Here is an 18,300-nt window from a genome sequence, read left to right as displayed (position 1 = left end):
GGCTGTGGCCGCCGCTTATTGCCAGGGCATCGGGCTGGGGCAGATTGCGGCGGGTATTCGAGCCGTGCAGCGTATCAAGGGACGGCTTGAGGTGGCTTATCAGGACGATGATATCAAGGTCGTGATCGATTTCGCTCATACGGAGGATAGTCTCGAGAAGGCGCTGACGACGTTGCGACCCTTTACCGATGGACGGCTGATTCTCGTATTCGGCGTCTACGCCGCGCCCGGCAAGGATGGCAGCGGCAAGCGCGAGGCCATGGGCAAGGTGGCGGCGCAATATGCGGACTTCTGCGTTGTCACTTCGGACAATCCGAAAAATCAGGATCCCGATGCCATTATCGCTGAAGTATCCGAAGCTGTCGCTTCGGCAGGCGGCGAGTATCGGGGCATCGTCGACCGCCGCGAAGCGATCGAATACGCGATCGCCATGAGCCGGAAAGGCGACGTCATTCTTATTGCCGGCAAGGGCCACGAGACGACGCAAGTGATAGGCAAGACCGAGATTCCGTTCAACGAAGCGGAGATCGTTGGAGAGATCATGAGCAGCCGGGCTTAACAATGGCACTATTACGGAGGAAGAGCAGGTTATCACACATATGGAACAGAAAAGCTTAGGCGTAATCGGAGGGATGGGACCCAAGGCCACTGCCGTTTTCTTCGACAAGGTGATCGAGAACACGGCCGCCGATCGCGATCAGGAGCATCTCGACATGATTATCTTAAACCACGCTACCGCTCCGGATCGCACTGCCATCATCCTCGAAGGCAAGGACGAGCAGTTCCTGGAAGCCATAACGAAGGATCTGAGGCTGCTGGAGCTGGCTGGCGTATCCCATATCGCGATACCTTGCAATACATCCCATTATTTCTACGACAAAATGCAGGCCATGACGAGCATCCCCATCATTCATATGGTGGAAGAGACGATCAAGCTCATCCACGACCGGTTCGGCGCCGGCAGCCGCATTGGCATTCTCGCCACGAACGGTACGATCCGCAGCGGGATCTACGCCAAGGTGTGCGAGCAATACGGCATGAATTTGTACGAGCATGACGAACGCATTCAGCAGAAGAGCATGAAGATCATCTACGAAAATGTAAAGAGCAACATGGACTTCTCGCCCGAAGAACTGGAGGAGCTCATCGACGAGTTGGTCACCGCGCATGGCTGCCATTGCGTCATCCTCGCCTGTACCGAGTTATCATGCATCAAGCTTAGCCGCCATGCGGCCGAGGTCAGCGTCGATGCCATGCAAGTGCTGGTGGAAAAGTCGATCCTGTTATCGGGCAAACAAGTAAAAAACTCCGGCGTCTCTTGAGCTCTTGAGACGTCGGAGTTTTTTCTCGCCGAAAACGTTTATTGCGGCCCTTCGTTGCGCAAGCGCTAAAAGCACTTAGGCTTCAAACTGAATATCCTGCACGTCTAAAATGACCATTTGATGTCCGTGAACTTTGGGAATTGTCAGCTTCACGGTGTCGCCGGACTGCACAAACGGGATGGATTCGCCTTGGAGAATTAATGTCGCACGTTGCACGCGTGATTTGACCGTCAGCTCGACGGCGACGTCGTAAATCGGCGGCATGTCCTCGATCACGCTCGTCCTGCCGCGTTGAATCGGCGCGGCATACGTCAGATGCAGAATATATCGCTTCCGGGAAGGCTGATAGACGAATCGGGCCCGACCGCAACTGGGCAAGTTTACTTTCATGACAGGCTTGCGGTAAACAAGATTCAAGGCGTTCATCAGATAGTCGCGATGATATTTGGCACCATGTCGGAAGTACATCGTGCAGATCGGATGAGCCACGTAAATGATGTTGCCTTTGCGGATGGCGGCCGGGTAATCGGCCGGTTCCAAACGATAGGGCGTATTCTGATGCGAGCAATAATGTCCGTACGTCCTGTTGAAGTACGGTTCGTGGATCGTGGCCAGAACCTCCGCATCTTTGACGCTAACCTGCTCCGCGCCCTCATAGAACAAAAACGGACTCGATACGATGCCGGCTTTTAATTGTTCACCTGCAAGCACATAGTCGTTCTCGTATAAGGAGGGCCCTTGATAGGCGGCGCCGACATCGATCTGAAAATGGGTTTTTCCCGGATTCAAGCCGCTGGCACCCGTGAGAAGCAAACTTCCGCCCCGGTCGACATAGCTTTGAATTTGCAAGGCCGACTCCTCGCTTAACGCGACGGAATCCGGCAGGATCAGCGTCTCGAATCGATCCAATCCCTGTTCCGGGTCCGCGATGTCGAAGTCGAGTTGGCATTCGAGCAGCATTTTGGTCAGACCTTCATCCGCTTCCGATTGGTTAGATAAAACCACGCCCAGCGTGGCCGTCTCCTCGACCTCGAAGCACCATTCCTCGATCTGTTCCGCATAGCGGTAAGCTTCGCCGATCGTGCGATACGTTTCCATATCCATAAGACCGCTCGGATGCATCTGATCGCCTATGCTGCAGCGGGCGCCGTACATCATCATCGAAGCAATCTCGTAGCGAAGCGCTTCCGGGCTCTTAAACCCACCGAACTCGCCCCACATCGTGTGAAATTTTCCGGTCATTCCAAGATATTGACGCCCAAGGGCGGCAAAATATTTAGCCCGCACGGGCATCTTGTCGTATCCGCCCCACGTCGTCGGCAAGTCTTCCATCTCGATATGAGTGTGGACGCCGTGCCATTCCTTGTGATTCAACTCCGCGCCGCCGTTAAAGAAAATGGACGCATCCGGGTGAAACTCTCTCAAAATGGCTGTGCAGGTCGATGTGAAACGCATCCATTTGAGGGTATGATAGCTGCGCGCATCTTGTTCAACAGCCGGGTTCAGCCCCTGTTCCTCCATGCCGGCAAGACAATTTGCACACCAACAACCTAGAGGTTGGAAGCAAATATCGTAAAAAAGACCGTCCAGCTCCGGATAACGTTCGCACACTTCGCGGGTTTGCGCGTAAATCAAGTCGGCATAGTTGCCGCTCGGGCACATGAACTTCCAAGAGACGATCGGCCGCTTATCGGAAGGCGACGCATCCGGCTCTCCGCCGATCATCTGAATCCGGCCGTCCTGCTGCCGCGCTACGCATTCCGGTAAATCGGCCGCATCCCCCGCCGACCAGCCGACCGTAAGATAGACCGGCGCCTTGACGCCGATTTCATGCGCGGCGTTCATCATCGCTCCGGTCAGGTCGAAATCGAGCGTCGGATGCATCCGCCCCGCTTTGGTCGGATAATAACTCCAGCTGTGATGGCATTTGGCGAAAATCGTTATGGAGTTTACATGCCCCGCTCTCAGCGCATCCTGGAATTGCGTTGCATCGAATTTTGCGCCGACTCCCGATATAAACTCGGAAGTATGAAAATCCAAATGTACTTGCCTGGAAGCCAACTTATTCATTCGTCAGACCTACTCCCTCCAAGAATCGTTCATGATGTTGATGTCCCATCAAACACTCTAGTGGCTTTTATATAATCCGTGGGAGCAACTCCCATTACTCGCTTGAATGCTCGCCGGAACGTTTGATCGCTGCTGTATCCGACAGCCTTGGCTACGTCCCGGATCGTAGATTCCTCCCCGTTCAGCAACTCGCAGGCGCGCCGAATCCGCGTGTTTTCAAGATAATCGGAGAATGTGGCGTTCATCAGCTCCTTGAACAGCTGGTACATATGCGTCTCGGAAAAATGAAAGCGGGACGCAAGCTCATTCAGAACAAAATCCTCCCGCATGTAGGATCGCTCGACAAACGCGGCGAGCTGCTCCCTCAACTTTGCTTTATCCTGATTCTTCTGTTCGGTCAGCGCGTTGCATAATAACAAATGGGACTCCAGAATAGCTTCGAAAATGTCCTCGATCCGATCCAACCGATGAACTTTCTCCAGCAATCGGGCGATCTGCGGTTCCATTTCATTTGGACCGAGACTCCGGACTACGGTTCCCTTAAGCGCATGGATGAGCTGCTCGATCATCCCGGGCGTCAACTTTCGGTTCACGAAGTTTTCCTCGCTGATTTTGCGGATGATTTTACGAACTTCCGCTTCGTCGCCGCTCTTGACGTTGCTGATGAGCTTCAGTTCCATTTCGATAGGGTAGTAGCATTTCTGGTTCTCGTTCGGCACTTCGCTAAAAGGCATATAGGCTTTTGCGTTCTTCGCATAGCGGGCGTATTCGAGCGCCTGCTTGGCCTCATCGAACGAAATGCTTACATTCTGCAATCCCGGGTACACCGCTCCGGCGGAGAAGTGAATGTCGGCGGGCAGCTTGTTCCGGACTTTCTCTTCAAAACGTTCGACGATCTTCTTCATCGACGTCGGATCGCCCTCTTCGAAGGCCACGACGATCACGATTCGGTTATCGTTCAGGTCATCCTTATAATAGGGAATATTGGCTTCGGTATACAGCTCATCCTTTACGAGGAGCATCAGTTTGTTCATTTGTTCCGCCGTCCGGCTGTCCGACTTATCCTTGCCCGGCACAATCCGCGCCAGCATGACGCCGAAGCGTTCGCCTTCTACATGAACCGGAAACGAATCTTCGCCGTGATCGTCAAAACCGCCGTTCAGCAGCCGCTCGAAAAATGTCGTTCGAAGCATCTGGTCGCGCATGCTCCGATTGTTGCGGTACAATTCCGAGATCCTGCTGTCCAGATAATCATACTCGCTCATGCTTCTGTCGTTGTCCGTTCCGAAAAGCTCCTTGATTCTGCCGACCAGATGTTTGACCGGCTTGTAGTTCCTATAGGCCAGCATGCATGCCGTGACGACGCCGAGCGTAAGAGTGATCAGCAGTACGGCAAAGGTAACGTTGCGAATATAGTCCACCTTGGACATCACCAGTCTCGACGGAACGACGGAAACGTATTTCCAGCCGCTGACGGTCGACAACGAGCGGGACACGATAAACTCCTCTCCGGAAGGCGATTCGTAGGTTCCGGCCTGAAGGCTGCCCGCCGCAATGCCGGACGGGTGGATGACCGTCTGGTCTCCCTTCAACTGCGTAATGATGCCCCCATCCTGATTCTCGACGAATATCATCCCGCTGCTTCCGAGGTTGATCTTGGACAGCAGGTTCTGAATGGCGGATTCATCGATCAGAATCATCAACGCCCCCTTGGGATTGCTGCTGTACTCCCACGGAATCGACTGCAGATAATAAATGACGCGATGGCTCATGCCATCGATCGTAACCTGCCCGCCGGAGACGTATCGGCTCTGGTGACGGTTCTCCCACAGGACGCGGTCCCAGTCAGGGTGACTGATGCCTTGATTCCGGTACAGGCTCTTCTCGAACTCTTCCGGACTGATATAGGACCGATCCGACGAAAGCACAAGCCCGTTATCTTTGAAGAAAACGAAATAATCGACAATAAATTTGTTTGTTAAATTGTACTTGGGATTCGTGCTCAGGATGTCCCAGACCTTGTAGTAATCGTTTGAACCTTCCGCGATTCGCTCGACGTTCATGAGGGAGATGATTTTGCGGTCCATCGCGATATACTTGGAGATGGCGCCCAGCTCGTTCAGCCGCTCGTCCACGATCGCCCGCGTTTGCTCCAGAAGGGATTGATTGGAACGGAGCGCCTCCTCCCGCGCAAGTTGGACGGTCTCCTTATAAACATAGCTTCCGATCAGCAACGGAATCACGAGTACAAGCAAATAGGAAAGGATCAGTTTGGTCAAAGTGGCATGCCTGCGTCTTTTCTTTAGAAACGACATCGAATCCCCCCTGCACTTGCGAAAGCGTTATGAGAAAACCTCTATCGATGCCTCTCAGTGATGAGCGACCGCGTTTAGTGGTGGGTTTTATCGCCAAATAGAATTTCAGTTTCCGAATGCTCGGAAACTTATAAATTCTATTGTGGTCAAAGAAGTATAGCACATGCTTTTAGGCATTTCTATCTTGCAGACGGGCGTAAGGCCGCCATAACGAAGTTATGACGGTCTTATCGCCTCGGATGGCTTAATTGCCCGCGTACTGTCGATCGTAAGCCTTTTGATTGATCTCGACAAATCGTTTGAGTCCGATATTATCCAGACTCTGCACGTAGCTGTCCCAGTCCGCCTCAGGCTTCAAATCGCCGGTAATAAAGCGAACGCTCGATTCGTTGATATAGTTTTCCAGTTCGATCCGGATCGTTTGAAGCTCGTCGTTTTCTTCCGCAAGCAGTTTGACCGGCGGCATGACCGTCGTATTTTCCGGTGCATAGGGTTGATAATTTTTTGCTGTCTCCTCATAAAGCAACCTTTCGAGACCTTCCGGCGAGAAAAGATCCGCATTGGGCTCAATCTGTTCGCCCAGTCGCCACTCGGCCGGCGCATATTCGACTCCCGCATGCATCCAGCCGTCATTTTGCGGTTCATTGGTATAAGGCTTCAAACGTTTTAACAACGCCGGTTTCCCGTTCAGCCCCACTGCACCCGGATCAGGGGTTGTCCAACCGATATCCTTCGGCCCGCTGATCATACGGTATTGCGTCTCGAATTCATATAAGCCGTCCGCCCAGCGAATGGCCGCTTCCGGATATTTGGAGCTGGAAGAGATGAGCAAATCGCCGCCTTGCGCCGCGTCGAACTGGAAGAATGCAGCCTGTCTCGTTCCGTCCGGCCCTTTAAGCGGAGGTACAGTAACATATTGCTTGTATCGTTCCTGATTAGTGGCAGAATCGATCACGCCTACGCTTGCCCCGGTCGGGAAGGCGCCGAGGATCACGCTATCCTCGTTGGCGGCGATCGACTTCAGCTGGTCGATCTTCTGAGTGAACGAAGGCTGATAGATCAGCCCCTCGGCGTAAAGCTTATTCAGGTATGCGAGTCCCTCTTTATATTCAGGCGTATTGACGATCGACATGACCTTTCCGTCTTGTACGATCATCTTCAGCGGATTGTACATCCCCGGATGGAGGATAAACGAACTCATTAGAAATCCTTCGATCGTCGTGTACCAGCCGTCGGTCGCGCCGGCCAGCGGAATTTCGTCGGCTTTGCCGTTGCCGTTCGGATCCTTTTCCTTAAATGCCTTCAGCACCTGATAAAATTCGTCCGTTGTCGTAGGCATCTGAAGTCCCAGATTATCGAGCCACTCTTGATTGATCCACATTTTTTGGGCAAAGCCGCAGTGGAAGCAATCATTCCAGGTAGGCAGCGAATAAATATTGCCATCCGTGGCGGTAATTCTACCCTTAACGGCCGGATGCTTTTGCAGAACCTCCTTGAAAGCAGCCATATTCTGCTCTATCAAGTCGTCAAGCGGCCGGAAAACCTGCTGACCCACGCCATATTGGGCCTCAATGACATCGTCGACGCCCAGTCCGAGAAAGATGTCCGGATAATCGCCGCTCGCCAGAACGAGATTCAGCTTTTCTTTGACGTTGCCCGGAGGGACGATTTCCCATTCGACATGAATGTTCGTTCTCTCTTCATACCATTTCGTAAACTCGTTTGTATTGAAATCGATCACCTGAGGAATCTGTGCAGCCATGACCCGCAATGTGATTTTATCTTTGACGATCGGGTAACTGCCCGGTTCGGAAACCGCATTTTCTCCGGCATTGCCCGCGTTTCCGCCGTTCGAGGCGTTCGGGCTGCCCGCCTGGTCGCCGTTCCCCTTACTATTTGTACATCCTGCAAGAATAAGTGACAGACAGAAAAGACTGAAGATTAAAGTTTTGACCATTTTTTTCATGGTATGCCTCCCGTTTCTTTTTCCGTTCGATGATCCTTCCTACCCTTAGCATGCAGCTAAGTCTAACAGATTTGCAACCCTCGCATCCTCGTTCGCTTCCCGCACTTGCTTGCCATTAGCCTTTGATGGCGCCGATCATGATCCCCCGCACGAAGTACTTCTGCACGAACGGGTAAATGAGCAGCACCGGCACGCTCGCAACGACGATGACGGCATACTTGACGATGTCAACCAGGCCCTGCTTGCGCTGCAACGCCTCGAAATCCTGCATCATCGTCGGGTCCAACTGATTCAGAACCAGGATGTTGCGCAAAATAATTTGAAGCGGCTGAAGATCCGGCGATTTCAGATAGATCAGCGCGTTGAAATAACTGTTCCAGTGCCCGACCCCGTAATACAGCGCTATGACGGCCAAGATCGGCGCAGATAGCGGGAGCGCCATACGGAGAAGGAAGCGAAAATCGTTGCAGCCGTCCATCGATGCCGCCTCGTATAGCTCATCCGGAATAGTGGCCTGAAAATAGGTTCTGGTGATAATCACGTTCCACACCGACAAGGCCACCGGCAGAAGCATCGCCCACCTCGTATCGAGCATGCCGAGGTCCCTGACCAGTAAAAAGTTCGGAATGAGCCCCCCGGAGAAGAGCATCGTGAACACGAAGATCGCCATAAAGAGGTTTCGGCCGGAAAGCTCCTTCCTGGATAAGGGAAACGCTGCCATAACGGTCATCACCAGATTGATCAGCGTGCCGGCCACCATGTAGAAGATCGAGTTGGCAAAGCCGCTGACCAGCTGCTTGTTCTTAAATACGGCCTCGTAACCGTTCAATGTCGGCTCCACGGGCCAGAGCCAAACCTTACCCGAGATCACCGCGCTCGGCGCGCTAAAGGAAGCGCTTACCACGTAAATCAACGGATAGGCGACCAGAACAAAAATGATCCACAGGTACAGATGCGTTGCCACATTGAATACCCGGTCCCCGGGCGATTCCTTAATCAGCCGATTCGGATATATCGTCATCGTATCCCCTCCTTTTCTCACCACAGGCTGTTATCGGTGAACTTCCGGGCCAAGTAGTTCGCCGACACCAGGAGGAACAGATTGATAACGGAATTAAATAAACCGATTGCCGTGGAGAAGCTGAAATTCGCATTGATCAAACCAACCTTGTACACATAAGTCGAAATGATTTCGGATGTGGCCAGATTTAAGCTGTTCTGCATGAGAAAAATCATCTCGAAGCCGACGTTCATCACGCTCCCGAAGCTTAGAACCAGCAGAATCACGATGGTCGGACGGATGGAAGGCAAATCGACGTGCCAGATCCGCCGGAGTTTGGACGCCCCGTCGATGACGCAGGCTTCCTGCAGATCCTTGCTCACGCCCGACAAAGCGGCCAAATAAATAACGGCCGAATAACCGGTTCCTTGCCAGATCGTGGTCCACACGTAGATGGATTTGAAGTATTCCGCCTTGCCCATCAGGTTGACCGGATCTCCGCCGAATAGCGTGATAACCTGATTGATTATGCCGGCCCGCGGATCGAGAACCTGCATCAGCATGCCGACGAGCACCACCGTCGAAATAAAATAGGGCGCATAAGTGATCATCTGCACCGTTTTCTTGAAAAATCTCGCCCGCACTTCGTTCAACGCGATGGCAAGCATGATTGGAAACGCAAATCCCGCCGCGATCGAATACAGGCTGATGCCGATCGTATTTCGGATGATTCTCCAGCTGGAAGGCGAACTGAAGAACTGTTCAAAATGTTTCATTCCGACCCACGGACTGCCGGTAATCCCGCTCGTCGCCTGGAATTGTTTGAAAGCAAGCTGTATGCCGTACATCGGAATATAGTGGAAGATGATCACATACAACAGCGGAGGGAGCAGGATCAAGTAAAGCTGCCAGTGAGACAGCATTTTCCGGAACGTACGGTTGACTCCGGTTCGGGACCCCCGGCCCAGTTCGGTCTGAACGAATATATCGGCCTTCAATACAGTTTCCCCCCATTCAATTATCGTTTCGGTCGTTCGTCAATCTTCGAGCGGCGCTCGCTCCCATGTGACGGTCAAATCGTGATGGCGCCTCCTTTCCCGTTTTCAGATATGCCCGGTGCCTATCCACAAGGTATCATCCGGTGTGGTAGAAGAATACGGCCAAAACTTGATTTGCTTGGGCATTTCTCAGGAAACTGAGCATATAAGGCGCTAGCAGCGGACGGACGATTTTTAAAAAGGCATCCCATTTTTAGCGTACAGACGAATAAAAACCCTCAAGTAGAGGGTTTTTATGGGCTATCGGCAAATTTGAATAACAATCCATTGCATAGTTCAAGCCCTTCCTCCCATAAGCTTGGAATATACGATAACGGTATGGAGGGCACTGATTCTATGGATGAGAAAGCCAGGTTCGAGCATACGTTTTGGCTGCAAATATTGGGCGATCACTCAAGGTTTATCTATAATGCGTTGTCCCCCAAGGAGCTTCAAGATATTCGAAAGGCGTCGCAGTTCATATTCGTGTTCGATCAGTTATTGAAGCAAGCGCGAGATGCCATGGCCTCGGATGCTTCCGAGGATTTTACCAACCACGCGCTAGAGGCAACTACAGAGCTTCGGACGTTTAAGCTGGATCTGCTGGACCGGTTGCTGCTCGGCCAAGTCAGTATCGCTCTGTCCCCCACCTTCATCAATCACATGGTCAACGAGCTGGAGGAGTATCTGCGAATACTGATCTCGTTGCGGGAAGGCAAGGGTGTCCCCGTATTCCCGTCGCTGCATCATGATCTGTTATGGCTGCCCGACGCAGCCGGACACGCAGGAGCGATCGCAGCCGACCTCGATGGCGTGGAGAAACGGCTGATCGAGAGAAGCCAGAAGTTCGAAAAACATTTTAACGACTATTATCTGAAAGCTATCGAATTGGTCGGTTACTTCCGCACGCTTAGGGAGCAGTATCCGGCGCTCAAGAGGTTTCATGCCGACGTCGATCTTGAGATGAAGGTGTTCATGACTTTCCTGAAGGAAATCGAGGAGCTGGAGCTAAGCGAAGAGCTGCTTAGCCGCATCGACCCCCTCATGCCGCATCATATGTACCGCGAAGAATGTTATTACTTGCTCAAACTATCAGAGAGCGGACAGATTGCCGCCCCCGACTGCGACCCTGCGAAGCCGCGGGAAGAAGCGACCGGGTAAGCAGCATTCAAGGCACGCAAGGGGCGGAGTTGCTCACCATGTCTTTTCTTCTGTATGCGCCGAGTACTAAGCCAAGCGCCGCGAATTCCACAATAGTGCCGGAATGCCAAAGAATAAGAGGCAGCTCCATCCCTATCACCGGAACCCAGCCTAAACACATGAGAATGTTCCAGAACATCCGAACCATCAAAACAGCCATTACGGCGATGACCAGCTTATTCGCATAATCGTCGCGAAGCGTCTTGCCAATCCTAAACAGCCTAATCGCCATCAGCAGACTGGAAACGATGATGACCGCGCCGAATACCCATCCGAAACTGTAAACCAAATAAGAAAACAACATATCGGATGTGGCGTAAGGAATAACAACCTCCTTGTCCAGCCCTTGCCCCCATAGCCCCCCGGACCGGATGGCCTCCAAGGACTTTACACTCTGGTAGACCGCATCAGGATGTTTTTGTATATAAGCATTGATCCTTCCCCATAGAACATCATAGAAGTCGGGGTTAAGCATTTGCCATATCGTGAATAGACCCGTCCCGGTAACACCCGTTGCCAGTATCAGCCTCCAACATCCGCTAAGAAGCAGCAATATGGATAAGCTAAGCACATAGATGAGCATTTGCGCCATGGAGGATGTTAGAAGGTACAACGATATGGGAATCATGGCATACACGATAACATTCCGAAGCAATATCGTTATTCGGACAATCCCTTCATTTGGAGCCTCTCTTTCCTTCTCCAGATGCAGAACTCCAGCAATCGCGATTAGGAGCAAGTATGGAGAAGCATGGAAGACGTTGAAGCCGATATTCCCTATTAGTATCCATTGAGTCGAGCCATTAATCTCTGCACCGTAGAATAGAGTCAGCACCATTATAAGTACCGTTCCCCAATAAAGCGGCCAGGATAAACGGAGCAATCGGCGATAATTAACAAACATCATAACTACCATTGCAGTTATTCCGATAGCGCCATAGAAGAAGACGGGTCCTAATCTGTATAAACGTTCGTCATAGGTATGAACAGCTACCAAGGAAACGACCGCAAGCACGACCATTACCGCTATCAGACCAATGAGATTCCAATCCGTGCTAGGTCTATGGGCGGCATGCAGACCTTTTCCAATTTCTACGGGGTTCCCCATCGCTATTAATGCTTCAGCAACGGCTTCCTCTGTCTTAAGTCCACTCTCAAGCTTCTCGCTCACGAGCTCCTCCAAATGCCCCGCAATCTCCAGTCGGATGTCCTCGTGCACGGCCTTAGCCTTCACTTGCGAGCAGACGGTATCCAGGTAGGCGGCGACGGCAGGATTCGTTAAGATGGACCTGGCCATCGTCATACGCCTCCCTCCCCGATCACCCGGTCGACCGACGTTCGGAAGAGCGTCCATTCCGCACGTTTCTCCTTAAGCTGCGATCGCCCTTCGTCCGTTATGCGGTAATACTTCCGTTTGCGACCGCCTTCCTCGCTCCAGTACGCCTCTACCTGTCGCTCCGCTTCCAGAGTATGGAGGATGGGATACAACGTGCCTTCCTTAAACGTGAAGACGCCGGCCGAGCTTCTCTCGATCTCCTTCGTCATCTCGTAGCCGTACATATCCTTCCGATCCAGCAGCGTCAGAATAAGAATAACCGTGCTGCCCTTCATTAATTCCTTATTGATAGCCATAGAGCCTCCCCCTTTCATTCCTCTCCTGTTAATGCTCAGTTCAATACATCGGATATCTAGGTATAAATATATCGGATAACGGATTTTTTTTCAACCTCGCTCATTTTATTATAATTTCCATTGTTGTGACTCTTTCTCATTGGCCCTTAGCTCTGTTTATCATAAGAGCAAAGATCGTCAGATAAAAACAACTATAAAAAACTAGAAAAAGGATTAAAGATGTTTTCTCTTTTTTGAATCATATATTGCATTTATCATAAGAAGGGTAAGTTCAATACTTTGGATCATAGGGCAGATTAAGGAGGCGAGATATCGAAATGGCTGGAATATTACCAGAAGTTGTTGAGAGGTCTATGCGAAATTTATACGAATCGCTCCAAAATCGCATACCGGATACCATAGTATCTGTTTATGTTTATGGCTCGACTGCTTTAAATGCTTTTATTGAGGACTCAAGCGATATAGATTTTCTCGTATTCGTTAATCGATCGCTAACGCCATCCGACATTCGATTAATTGAGGATGCGCACAAGGAGGTTGAACCGACTCTTTTCGGATTAGATATAATGGGAGCCTACATCCGACAAGAGGATGCTGGAAAGTCTGTCGGAGAACTCCCGCCCGTTCCCACCTATTTCGATAAAAAAATGCAATCGGATGGAGACGGGGATTTAAATCCGATCACATGGTGGATCCTTCAAAGACACGGCATCTGTGTGCATGGTCAGCGTTTATCCTTCGATTTTGAAATATCATCCGAAGCTCTTATCCAATACGTGATTGAAAATATGAATTCCTATTGGGCCGCATGGATTGCCCGATTGGAACAAAACCTGCATTCGTCTGATATGAACGAGCATACCGTGCCAGTGGAACAATTGGATTTTGCAGTAGAATGGTGCACGCTTGGCATGTTGCGGCAATTTTACACCATCCGGGAGCATGACGTGACGGGCAAGATCGCTGCCGGTGAGTATGGTCTTACGCAATTGCCCGAACGTTGGCATGGGCTTATCCGCGAGGCAATCGCGATCAAGCGTCGGGAGGATGCAAGACAGTATGCCTCGCAGTTGAAACGGCTTCATGACCTAGTCGAGCTTCTGCGACTGATACATACAGAGAGCAACGCATCTTTTCAAAAACAAAACTAAACCTCTTGCACAGTTCTAAGTTGCGCCACCAAAGGCTCCGGTGTTATAATGTTACTTGCTGTGGCCCCGTAGCTCAGCGGATAGAGCACACGTTTCCTAAACGTGGTGTCGGATGTTCGATTCATCTCGGGGCCGCCAGTTTTATCCATAACCACAGCAGACAAGCCAGAGACTGATACAATCAGCTCTGGCTTTATTATTGGACCGCGAAGGCTTAAACAACATAAATCGGCGAAATCCAGGCGCATTGTCCGTTCTCTTGTTGAACTTCGACATGATAAACGTCGCACTCCTCTTCCTGCTCGGAATCCGTGAAGCTGCCGCTAAACGCATATTGGGCTACAGGGATGGCGGGATGAATGACAACCGCTTCCGAATTAAAGCTATGCTTGTGGCGCGTAATATTGCCGCTTAACAGCTCTTGAATCGTGGTCGCGATGGAAATGCCGTTAGCCTCCAGCTCAAGCCGAGTGTTCAAATCGCCGTCGATTTCCAGAATAACGCCGCCTGTATGCGGATGGAGCGTTGTCGGGTTCTTAACCGTTAGACAAGACCAACTCACATGAGAATCGGACTGACTATGAACGGCATTGCCAAGCGCGTTCAATTCGGGATCATCCTTCAGCTCCGGAGTCGGAGCAAGCACGCTTCTGCCGCGGAAGCAGGTTTCGACAGAGCGCAGGCTGCCGCCGCTTACCTTTACATCCGCATTCCACAGGTAGCCCGCTTTATTATCTCCCCAGCCCATCTCTACTTTTACTTTATACGTCGAGCCGCTAACGGAAGGGTGGTTCAGCATATCCCAGCCGGTTACAACTTTCCACGGGCGCAGGTTTTTGAAAATAACGATTTTATCGATCCGATCGCATGCTGTCAGATCAAGCCGAATATCTCTTTCCCCCGTCCCCACCGCAATCTCGCTGCCCATATGAGCGCCGTTGAGCGTAAACCGGCAATCGATTTTATCTCCGCTGACGGCATAAGTGCGGCGGGCTTGAATCGCCTCCCAAATCCCTTCTCTCGTTTTCTCCGCGGCCACTACAGCCATACGGCCATCGCCGTAAGAGCCGGGATATCCGGCATGATGATCCGTCGAGCCGACAAAACCCATTCGGTGCTTGCGGGCAATCGCCGCGTATACGGTGCTTTTGGAATCGCGAGGCCCCATATCATGATAATAAGGAAACGGGCTGTTTACTGACATGCCGCAGCCATGTTTGGATACAACCTCTACGATAGGACTAATAGCGGTATTAAACGATTCCCAGTTGCCGCCGCGATAGCCCGGCGTGTACCCGACATGATGCGGAACAGCGATGACGCGGCGCGGCTTCAGCTGCTCGATAATATCCGCCGGCGACTTGCCTTTGACAAGCGGCAAATCATCGTCGGGCGATACATAATGATGATCGCCAAATTCGCTGGAATGAGCCTCATAACCCTGGAAAGTAACAAATTCGTGATCTTGGTTGAATTGCTTAACGACTTCTCTGACCTGATCCCAATGCCCCTCCAGCTTCGCAAAACCATTCGTATGGAAATCTACGAGAAACTCAAGCGGAGCGCGGCGCTCGGGCATATCATACCAGGAAGCATGTCCGATAATCGCACAAAAGTCGAGCTGTCCCTTCGCCGCCTTCAACGCATTCTCCAAGCTGCCAAAACCGTAACTGATTCCGCAATGATTGTGTATATCTCCCCAATACGTTTGCATATTCATTCTCCTCTTTATCAAAATGAAGTGGTGCAGCTCTTAGCGCCCGAGAACAGCGGCAGCTTCTTCCTTGCGTCCCGCCCGCTCCAATCTTCCCGCCCAATCGTGCGGCTTTAAATACCGGAACGGACCTCCGTCCTCTATAATCTCCATCATGGGATCGTCCTTCATGAGATTGCCCGCCATTTGTTCCGCAATCCACCCTTCAAGCTGCGCGCCAAGCTCCCGCACGACATCGGGATGCTCGCTGGCGACATTATTGCGCTGGTAAGGATCTCTCTCCAAATCGTATAAAATGTCCGGCTCCAACTGATAAAAACCTCCATGATAAGTGCGGATATAATGCCACTCTTTTGTCCTTACCGCCCTTTGGCAAGCATAAAGACCATGCTCCAGCACGAGGAATTCACGCTTCTCCGCCTGACCGCCCGTCAGCGCCGGCAGGAGCGATCGGCCGTCCCAGCCTGCCGGCTTCGGCAGCCCCGCCAAATCGGCTATAGTGGCCACAACATCAACGTTATAATGAAGCCCTTTATCCACATGTCCCGTTTTGCTCAATCCCGGGAATTTCATAATTAACGGAATATGATGAACGGCCTCCGTTGCCATGCCATGTTCCAAATAAACGCCCTGCTCGCCGAACGACTCCGCATGATCCGCGCTGACAATAAAACAGACATCATCCAGCACGCCCAGCTCGCGAAAAGCGTCCATTAACTGACCGATATGCTCGTCCAAATAGGAAATACCGCCGTCATAGCCGTTAATCAGCTTCTCGTAGTCCTGACGGCCCGCAATCTCCAGCGGCATCGTCCGCTTCGGAATTTTGCTGTAATCATCGCTCCAATGCAGGAAAGTCGCCGAACGGGGATGCGTATCCTGACGATGGCGCTTAATATCTTCCTCCGTCGGAAAGACGGGTGCGGGCTCATTGGCAAATTGCTCCGCATATTGCTCAGGATAGGTGTACCTGGAATGCGCATCCCAATACTGAATATGCAGGAAGTAGTTGTCCTCGGCGCCATGCGCCTTCACCCAAGGCAGCACCGCAGCGTTCACCTCATGGGCGTCTTCGTTGCCGCCTTTCAGCGTGTGCGTATGAATTTCATTCCAACCCGCGAAGTACCACCAGGCATGGTGCCGATCGCCGAAAGAAGAAAAGGTAATCGTGCGGTAGTCCGCCTCCCGAAGTAGACGCGGCAGGAACGGATATTCCTTGCTGTGCCCGTCGCCTTGCGGATATTCGTAATGACAGCCTGCCCCCCAGTGGGTCAGCACCCCGTGATTAATGCCGAAGCGACCCGACATGAAGCTGGCTCTCGAAGGCGCACAGGGAGAAGCGGCTGTATATACCTGATCGAAGCGAACGCCTTCTGCCGCTATTTGATCCAAGTAGGGTGTTGTATTTCGGTTGTACCCGTAGCAGCCCATATGGTCGGGACGCAGCGAATCGATATCCAAATAAACAATTCTCATCGTAATTCCTCCCTCGCTCCCCCATAGAGAGCTCTACCAAAATAGTTGACGGTTGCCGAGCAATCCGGTCAAAGCCTCCGCATAAAAATAATCGCCATAGATGAGCGGCGTGTCGATATTTTTCCCGGTTGGGAAGTTGCCTGTCGCATGCCTCACAATGGCTTCATCCTCCGCTCCATAGGCGGCGCACTGCGTATCAATAGCTTGCAACAATCGCAGCGCGCATCGTTCATACATCCCGCCTTGATCCGCCGGCAATTGCCGCGCAAGGAGCAGCATGCCGCTGGCGGCAATCGCCGCGGCCGACGCATCGCGAGGAGCATCTGCGTAATCGGGAAGTCTGAAATCCCAATAGGGAATACCATCTTCGGGCAGATTGGCCATAAAATAATGCGCGGTCTGCTGGCTCGCCCGCAAATACCGCTCTTGGCCCGTATAACGATAACAAATCGCCATCCCGTATATCGCCCAGGATACGCCTCTGGCCCAGGCCGAGTCCGGCGAATAGCCCTGGCCGCCTAATGCCGACTCGCGTTCGCCGGTCTCCGCATTAAAACAAACGATATGAAAAACGGAACCATCCGGTCGGATAAACTGGCTCAGCACCGTATCGGCATGGCGCATCGCAATATGCCTGTACCTCGCATCTCCGGTTTCTTCCGTCGCCCAGAACAACAGGCTAATATTCATCATGCAGTCAATAATCGCCCAACCTTCGTTATGTTTCTCATTCCGCCACACATAGCTGTTCCATGCCCGTATAAAGTTGCCTTGCGGATTAAAGCGCCCGGCCAGAATGGACGCTGCCTTTAAGGCGCGTTGCTTGGACTGCTCGTCCCCCGTCAGTTTGTAGCTGGCTACAGCGCTCAGACACCACATGAAACCTACGTCGTGATGAAGCTTTGAAAATTCGTCAAGCGCCTCATCCTGCGCCGCCTCGCATCCCTGCGCAAGCCGCCTCAAGCTCTCGTCTCCTTCTTCTCTATAAGCAAGCCATAGCAGACCCGGCCAGAAACCCGATGTCCAGGCGCTTGCCGCGGTTCGATCATACTTGCCCGCCAGACTCGCATGGGGGAAGCCTACTCCGATCGTCTCGCTCATTGCTTTAATTTTGCCCGCTGTACGCCGCCATGCGTCTTGCGCCCATTGCTGCTTGTCCAACATCCTGACCCTCCTCTCGCGTAATCTCTCTATTTGATTCGCATTCTGATTTGAAATCGATAGATTCCAGGCGCGACTTTCCCTGTATTCCAACGCAGCGGCACCGTTATGACCGATGGGAAAATAGAGACGGTACGCCTCGCTAATGACCCCGGATCCAATACAAATGAATCGTCGGACATCGTCAACATCAATTGGCGTTGATGCAGAACCTCCACTTTAATGCGTCCGCCCGCCTGAGCAGCGGCTGCCCCAG

15 protein-coding genes and 1 tRNA gene are annotated in these 18,300 nt (G+C 52.0%); 5 read left to right on the top strand and 11 right to left on the bottom strand.

Annotated features, from left to right (window positions below; all coding sequences use genetic code 11):
• Nucleotides 1–559 (top strand): glutamate ligase domain-containing protein (locus PAT3040_RS02130; RefSeq protein ID WP_305778764.1); only part of this gene is annotated, 559 nt, incomplete at its 5' end.
• A gap of 40 nt (nt 560–599) precedes the next feature.
• On the top strand, nt 600–1,322 hold the full coding sequence (gene cuyB, locus PAT3040_RS02125; protein WP_108991366.1) for a cysteate racemase: 723 nt from the start codon (nt 600–602) through the stop codon (nt 1,320–1,322).
• 75 nt (nt 1,323–1,397) lie between these two features.
• On the opposite strand, the gene PAT3040_RS02120 is transcribed toward cuyB, so the two are convergent.
• The 5 genes from PAT3040_RS02120 to PAT3040_RS02100 form a co-directional block, all read right to left on the bottom strand.
• Nucleotides 1,398–3,392, bottom strand: a complete 1,995-nt coding sequence (locus tag PAT3040_RS02120; RefSeq protein ID WP_108991365.1) for an alpha-amylase family protein — start codon at nt 3,390–3,392, stop codon at nt 1,398–1,400.
• Between the two features lie 29 nt (nt 3,393–3,421).
• The gene (locus PAT3040_RS02115; protein ID WP_108991364.1) at nt 3,422–5,707 is read right to left on the bottom strand and encodes a helix-turn-helix domain-containing protein; all 2,286 of its coding nucleotides are present in this window, start codon (nt 5,705–5,707) and stop codon (nt 3,422–3,424) included.
• A 244-nt stretch (nt 5,708–5,951) separates the two neighbouring features.
• Complete coding sequence (locus tag PAT3040_RS02110; protein WP_108991363.1) at nt 5,952–7,673, bottom strand: ABC transporter substrate-binding protein; 1,722 nt, start codon at nt 7,671–7,673, stop codon at nt 5,952–5,954.
• A 115-nt stretch (nt 7,674–7,788) separates the two neighbouring features.
• Nucleotides 7,789–8,694 carry a carbohydrate ABC transporter permease gene (locus PAT3040_RS02105; RefSeq protein ID WP_087569984.1) on the bottom strand — a complete coding sequence of 302 codons (906 nt, stop codon included), beginning with the start codon at nt 8,692–8,694 and terminating at the stop codon, nt 7,789–7,791.
• 17 nt (nt 8,695–8,711) lie between these two features.
• The gene (locus PAT3040_RS02100) at nt 8,712–9,671 is read right to left on the bottom strand and encodes an ABC transporter permease (protein WP_258234788.1); all 960 of its coding nucleotides are present in this window, start codon (nt 9,669–9,671) and stop codon (nt 8,712–8,714) included.
• A 396-nt stretch (nt 9,672–10,067) separates the two neighbouring features.
• Between PAT3040_RS02100 and PAT3040_RS02095 the strand changes: the two genes are divergently transcribed.
• On the top strand, nt 10,068–10,871 hold the full coding sequence (locus tag PAT3040_RS02095) for a DUF2935 domain-containing protein (RefSeq protein WP_108991362.1): 804 nt from the start codon (nt 10,068–10,070) through the stop codon (nt 10,869–10,871).
• A 7-nt stretch (nt 10,872–10,878) separates the two neighbouring features.
• Here PAT3040_RS02095 and PAT3040_RS02090 read toward each other — a convergent pair whose 3' ends face one another.
• Both PAT3040_RS02090 and PAT3040_RS02085 read right to left on the bottom strand, forming a co-directional pair.
• Nucleotides 10,879–12,213, bottom strand: a complete 1,335-nt coding sequence (locus PAT3040_RS02090) for an FtsW/RodA/SpoVE family cell cycle protein (protein ID WP_219930222.1) — start codon at nt 12,211–12,213, stop codon at nt 10,879–10,881.
• Nucleotides 12,210–12,542: a PadR family transcriptional regulator gene (locus tag PAT3040_RS02085; RefSeq protein WP_087569987.1), complete on the bottom strand. Its 333-nt coding sequence runs from the start codon at nt 12,540–12,542 to the stop codon at nt 12,210–12,212. The genes PAT3040_RS02090 and PAT3040_RS02085 overlap by 4 nt, the downstream gene beginning before the upstream one ends.
• 317 nt (nt 12,543–12,859) lie before the next feature.
• Between PAT3040_RS02085 and PAT3040_RS02080 the strand changes: the two genes are divergently transcribed.
• Together PAT3040_RS02080 and PAT3040_RS02075 are read left to right on the top strand one after the other, a co-directional pair.
• On the top strand, nt 12,860–13,693 hold the full coding sequence (locus PAT3040_RS02080) for a nucleotidyltransferase domain-containing protein (RefSeq protein ID WP_108991360.1): 834 nt from the start codon (nt 12,860–12,862) through the stop codon (nt 13,691–13,693).
• A 62-nt stretch (nt 13,694–13,755) separates the two neighbouring features.
• Nucleotides 13,756–13,831: transfer RNA gene (locus PAT3040_RS02075), tRNA-Arg, on the top strand.
• Nucleotides 13,832–13,907: 76 nt separating this feature from the next.
• Here the strand turns inward: PAT3040_RS02075 and PAT3040_RS02070 are convergent.
• From PAT3040_RS02070 to PAT3040_RS37900, 4 genes are all read right to left on the bottom strand, one after another.
• A complete protein-coding gene (locus PAT3040_RS02070; RefSeq protein WP_258234787.1) occupies nt 13,908–15,413 on the bottom strand; it encodes a DUF3604 domain-containing protein in 1,506 nt (501 codons plus the stop codon).
• A 33-nt stretch (nt 15,414–15,446) separates the two neighbouring features.
• Nucleotides 15,447–16,883, bottom strand: coding sequence for a sulfatase family protein (locus tag PAT3040_RS02065; RefSeq protein WP_108991358.1), 1,437 nt, complete (start codon nt 16,881–16,883; stop codon nt 15,447–15,449).
• Between the two features lie 33 nt (nt 16,884–16,916).
• A complete protein-coding gene (locus PAT3040_RS02060) occupies nt 16,917–18,047 on the bottom strand; it encodes a glycoside hydrolase family 88 protein (protein ID WP_108991357.1) in 1,131 nt (376 codons plus the stop codon).
• A 26-nt stretch (nt 18,048–18,073) separates the two neighbouring features.
• Nucleotides 18,074–18,300 (bottom strand): hypothetical protein (locus PAT3040_RS37900; RefSeq protein WP_219930221.1); only part of this gene is annotated, 227 nt, incomplete at its 5' end.

The sequence above is a fragment of the Paenibacillus agaridevorans genome (assembly GCF_003112455.1).
Lineage (GTDB): Bacteria > Bacillota > Bacilli > Paenibacillales > Paenibacillaceae > Pristimantibacillus > Pristimantibacillus agaridevorans.
Note: the sequence above shows the minus strand (reverse complement) of the source record. Positions and strands in the feature narration are given on the sequence as shown.

Coding starts and splice junctions, on each gene's coding strand:
- PAT3040_RS02070 (WP_258234787.1), bottom strand. CDS start 15,413: ATGAATATGCAAACGTATTGGGGAGATATACACAATCATTGCGGAATC.
- PAT3040_RS02090 (WP_219930222.1), bottom strand. CDS start 12,213: ATGACGATGGCCAGGTCCATCTTAACGAATCCTGCCGTCGCCGCCTAC.
- PAT3040_RS02065 (WP_108991358.1), bottom strand. CDS start 16,883: ATGAGAATTGTTTATTTGGATATCGATTCGCTGCGTCCCGACCATATG.
- PAT3040_RS02095 (WP_108991362.1), top strand. CDS start 10,068: ATGGATGAGAAAGCCAGGTTCGAGCATACGTTTTGGCTGCAAATATTG.
- PAT3040_RS02060 (WP_108991357.1), bottom strand. CDS start 18,047: ATGTTGGACAAGCAGCAATGGGCGCAAGACGCATGGCGGCGTACAGCG.
- PAT3040_RS02085 (WP_087569987.1), bottom strand. CDS start 12,542: ATGGCTATCAATAAGGAATTAATGAAGGGCAGCACGGTTATTCTTATT.
- PAT3040_RS02115 (WP_108991364.1), bottom strand. CDS start 5,707: ATGTCGTTTCTAAAGAAAAGACGCAGGCATGCCACTTTGACCAAACTG.
- PAT3040_RS02110 (WP_108991363.1), bottom strand. CDS start 7,673: ATGAAAAAAATGGTCAAAACTTTAATCTTCAGTCTTTTCTGTCTGTCA.
- PAT3040_RS02105 (WP_087569984.1), bottom strand. CDS start 8,694: ATGACGATATATCCGAATCGGCTGATTAAGGAATCGCCCGGGGACCGG.
- cuyB (WP_108991366.1), top strand. CDS start 600: ATGGAACAGAAAAGCTTAGGCGTAATCGGAGGGATGGGACCCAAGGCC.
- PAT3040_RS02120 (WP_108991365.1), bottom strand. CDS start 3,392: ATGAATAAGTTGGCTTCCAGGCAAGTACATTTGGATTTTCATACTTCC.
- PAT3040_RS02080 (WP_108991360.1), top strand. CDS start 12,860: ATGGCTGGAATATTACCAGAAGTTGTTGAGAGGTCTATGCGAAATTTA.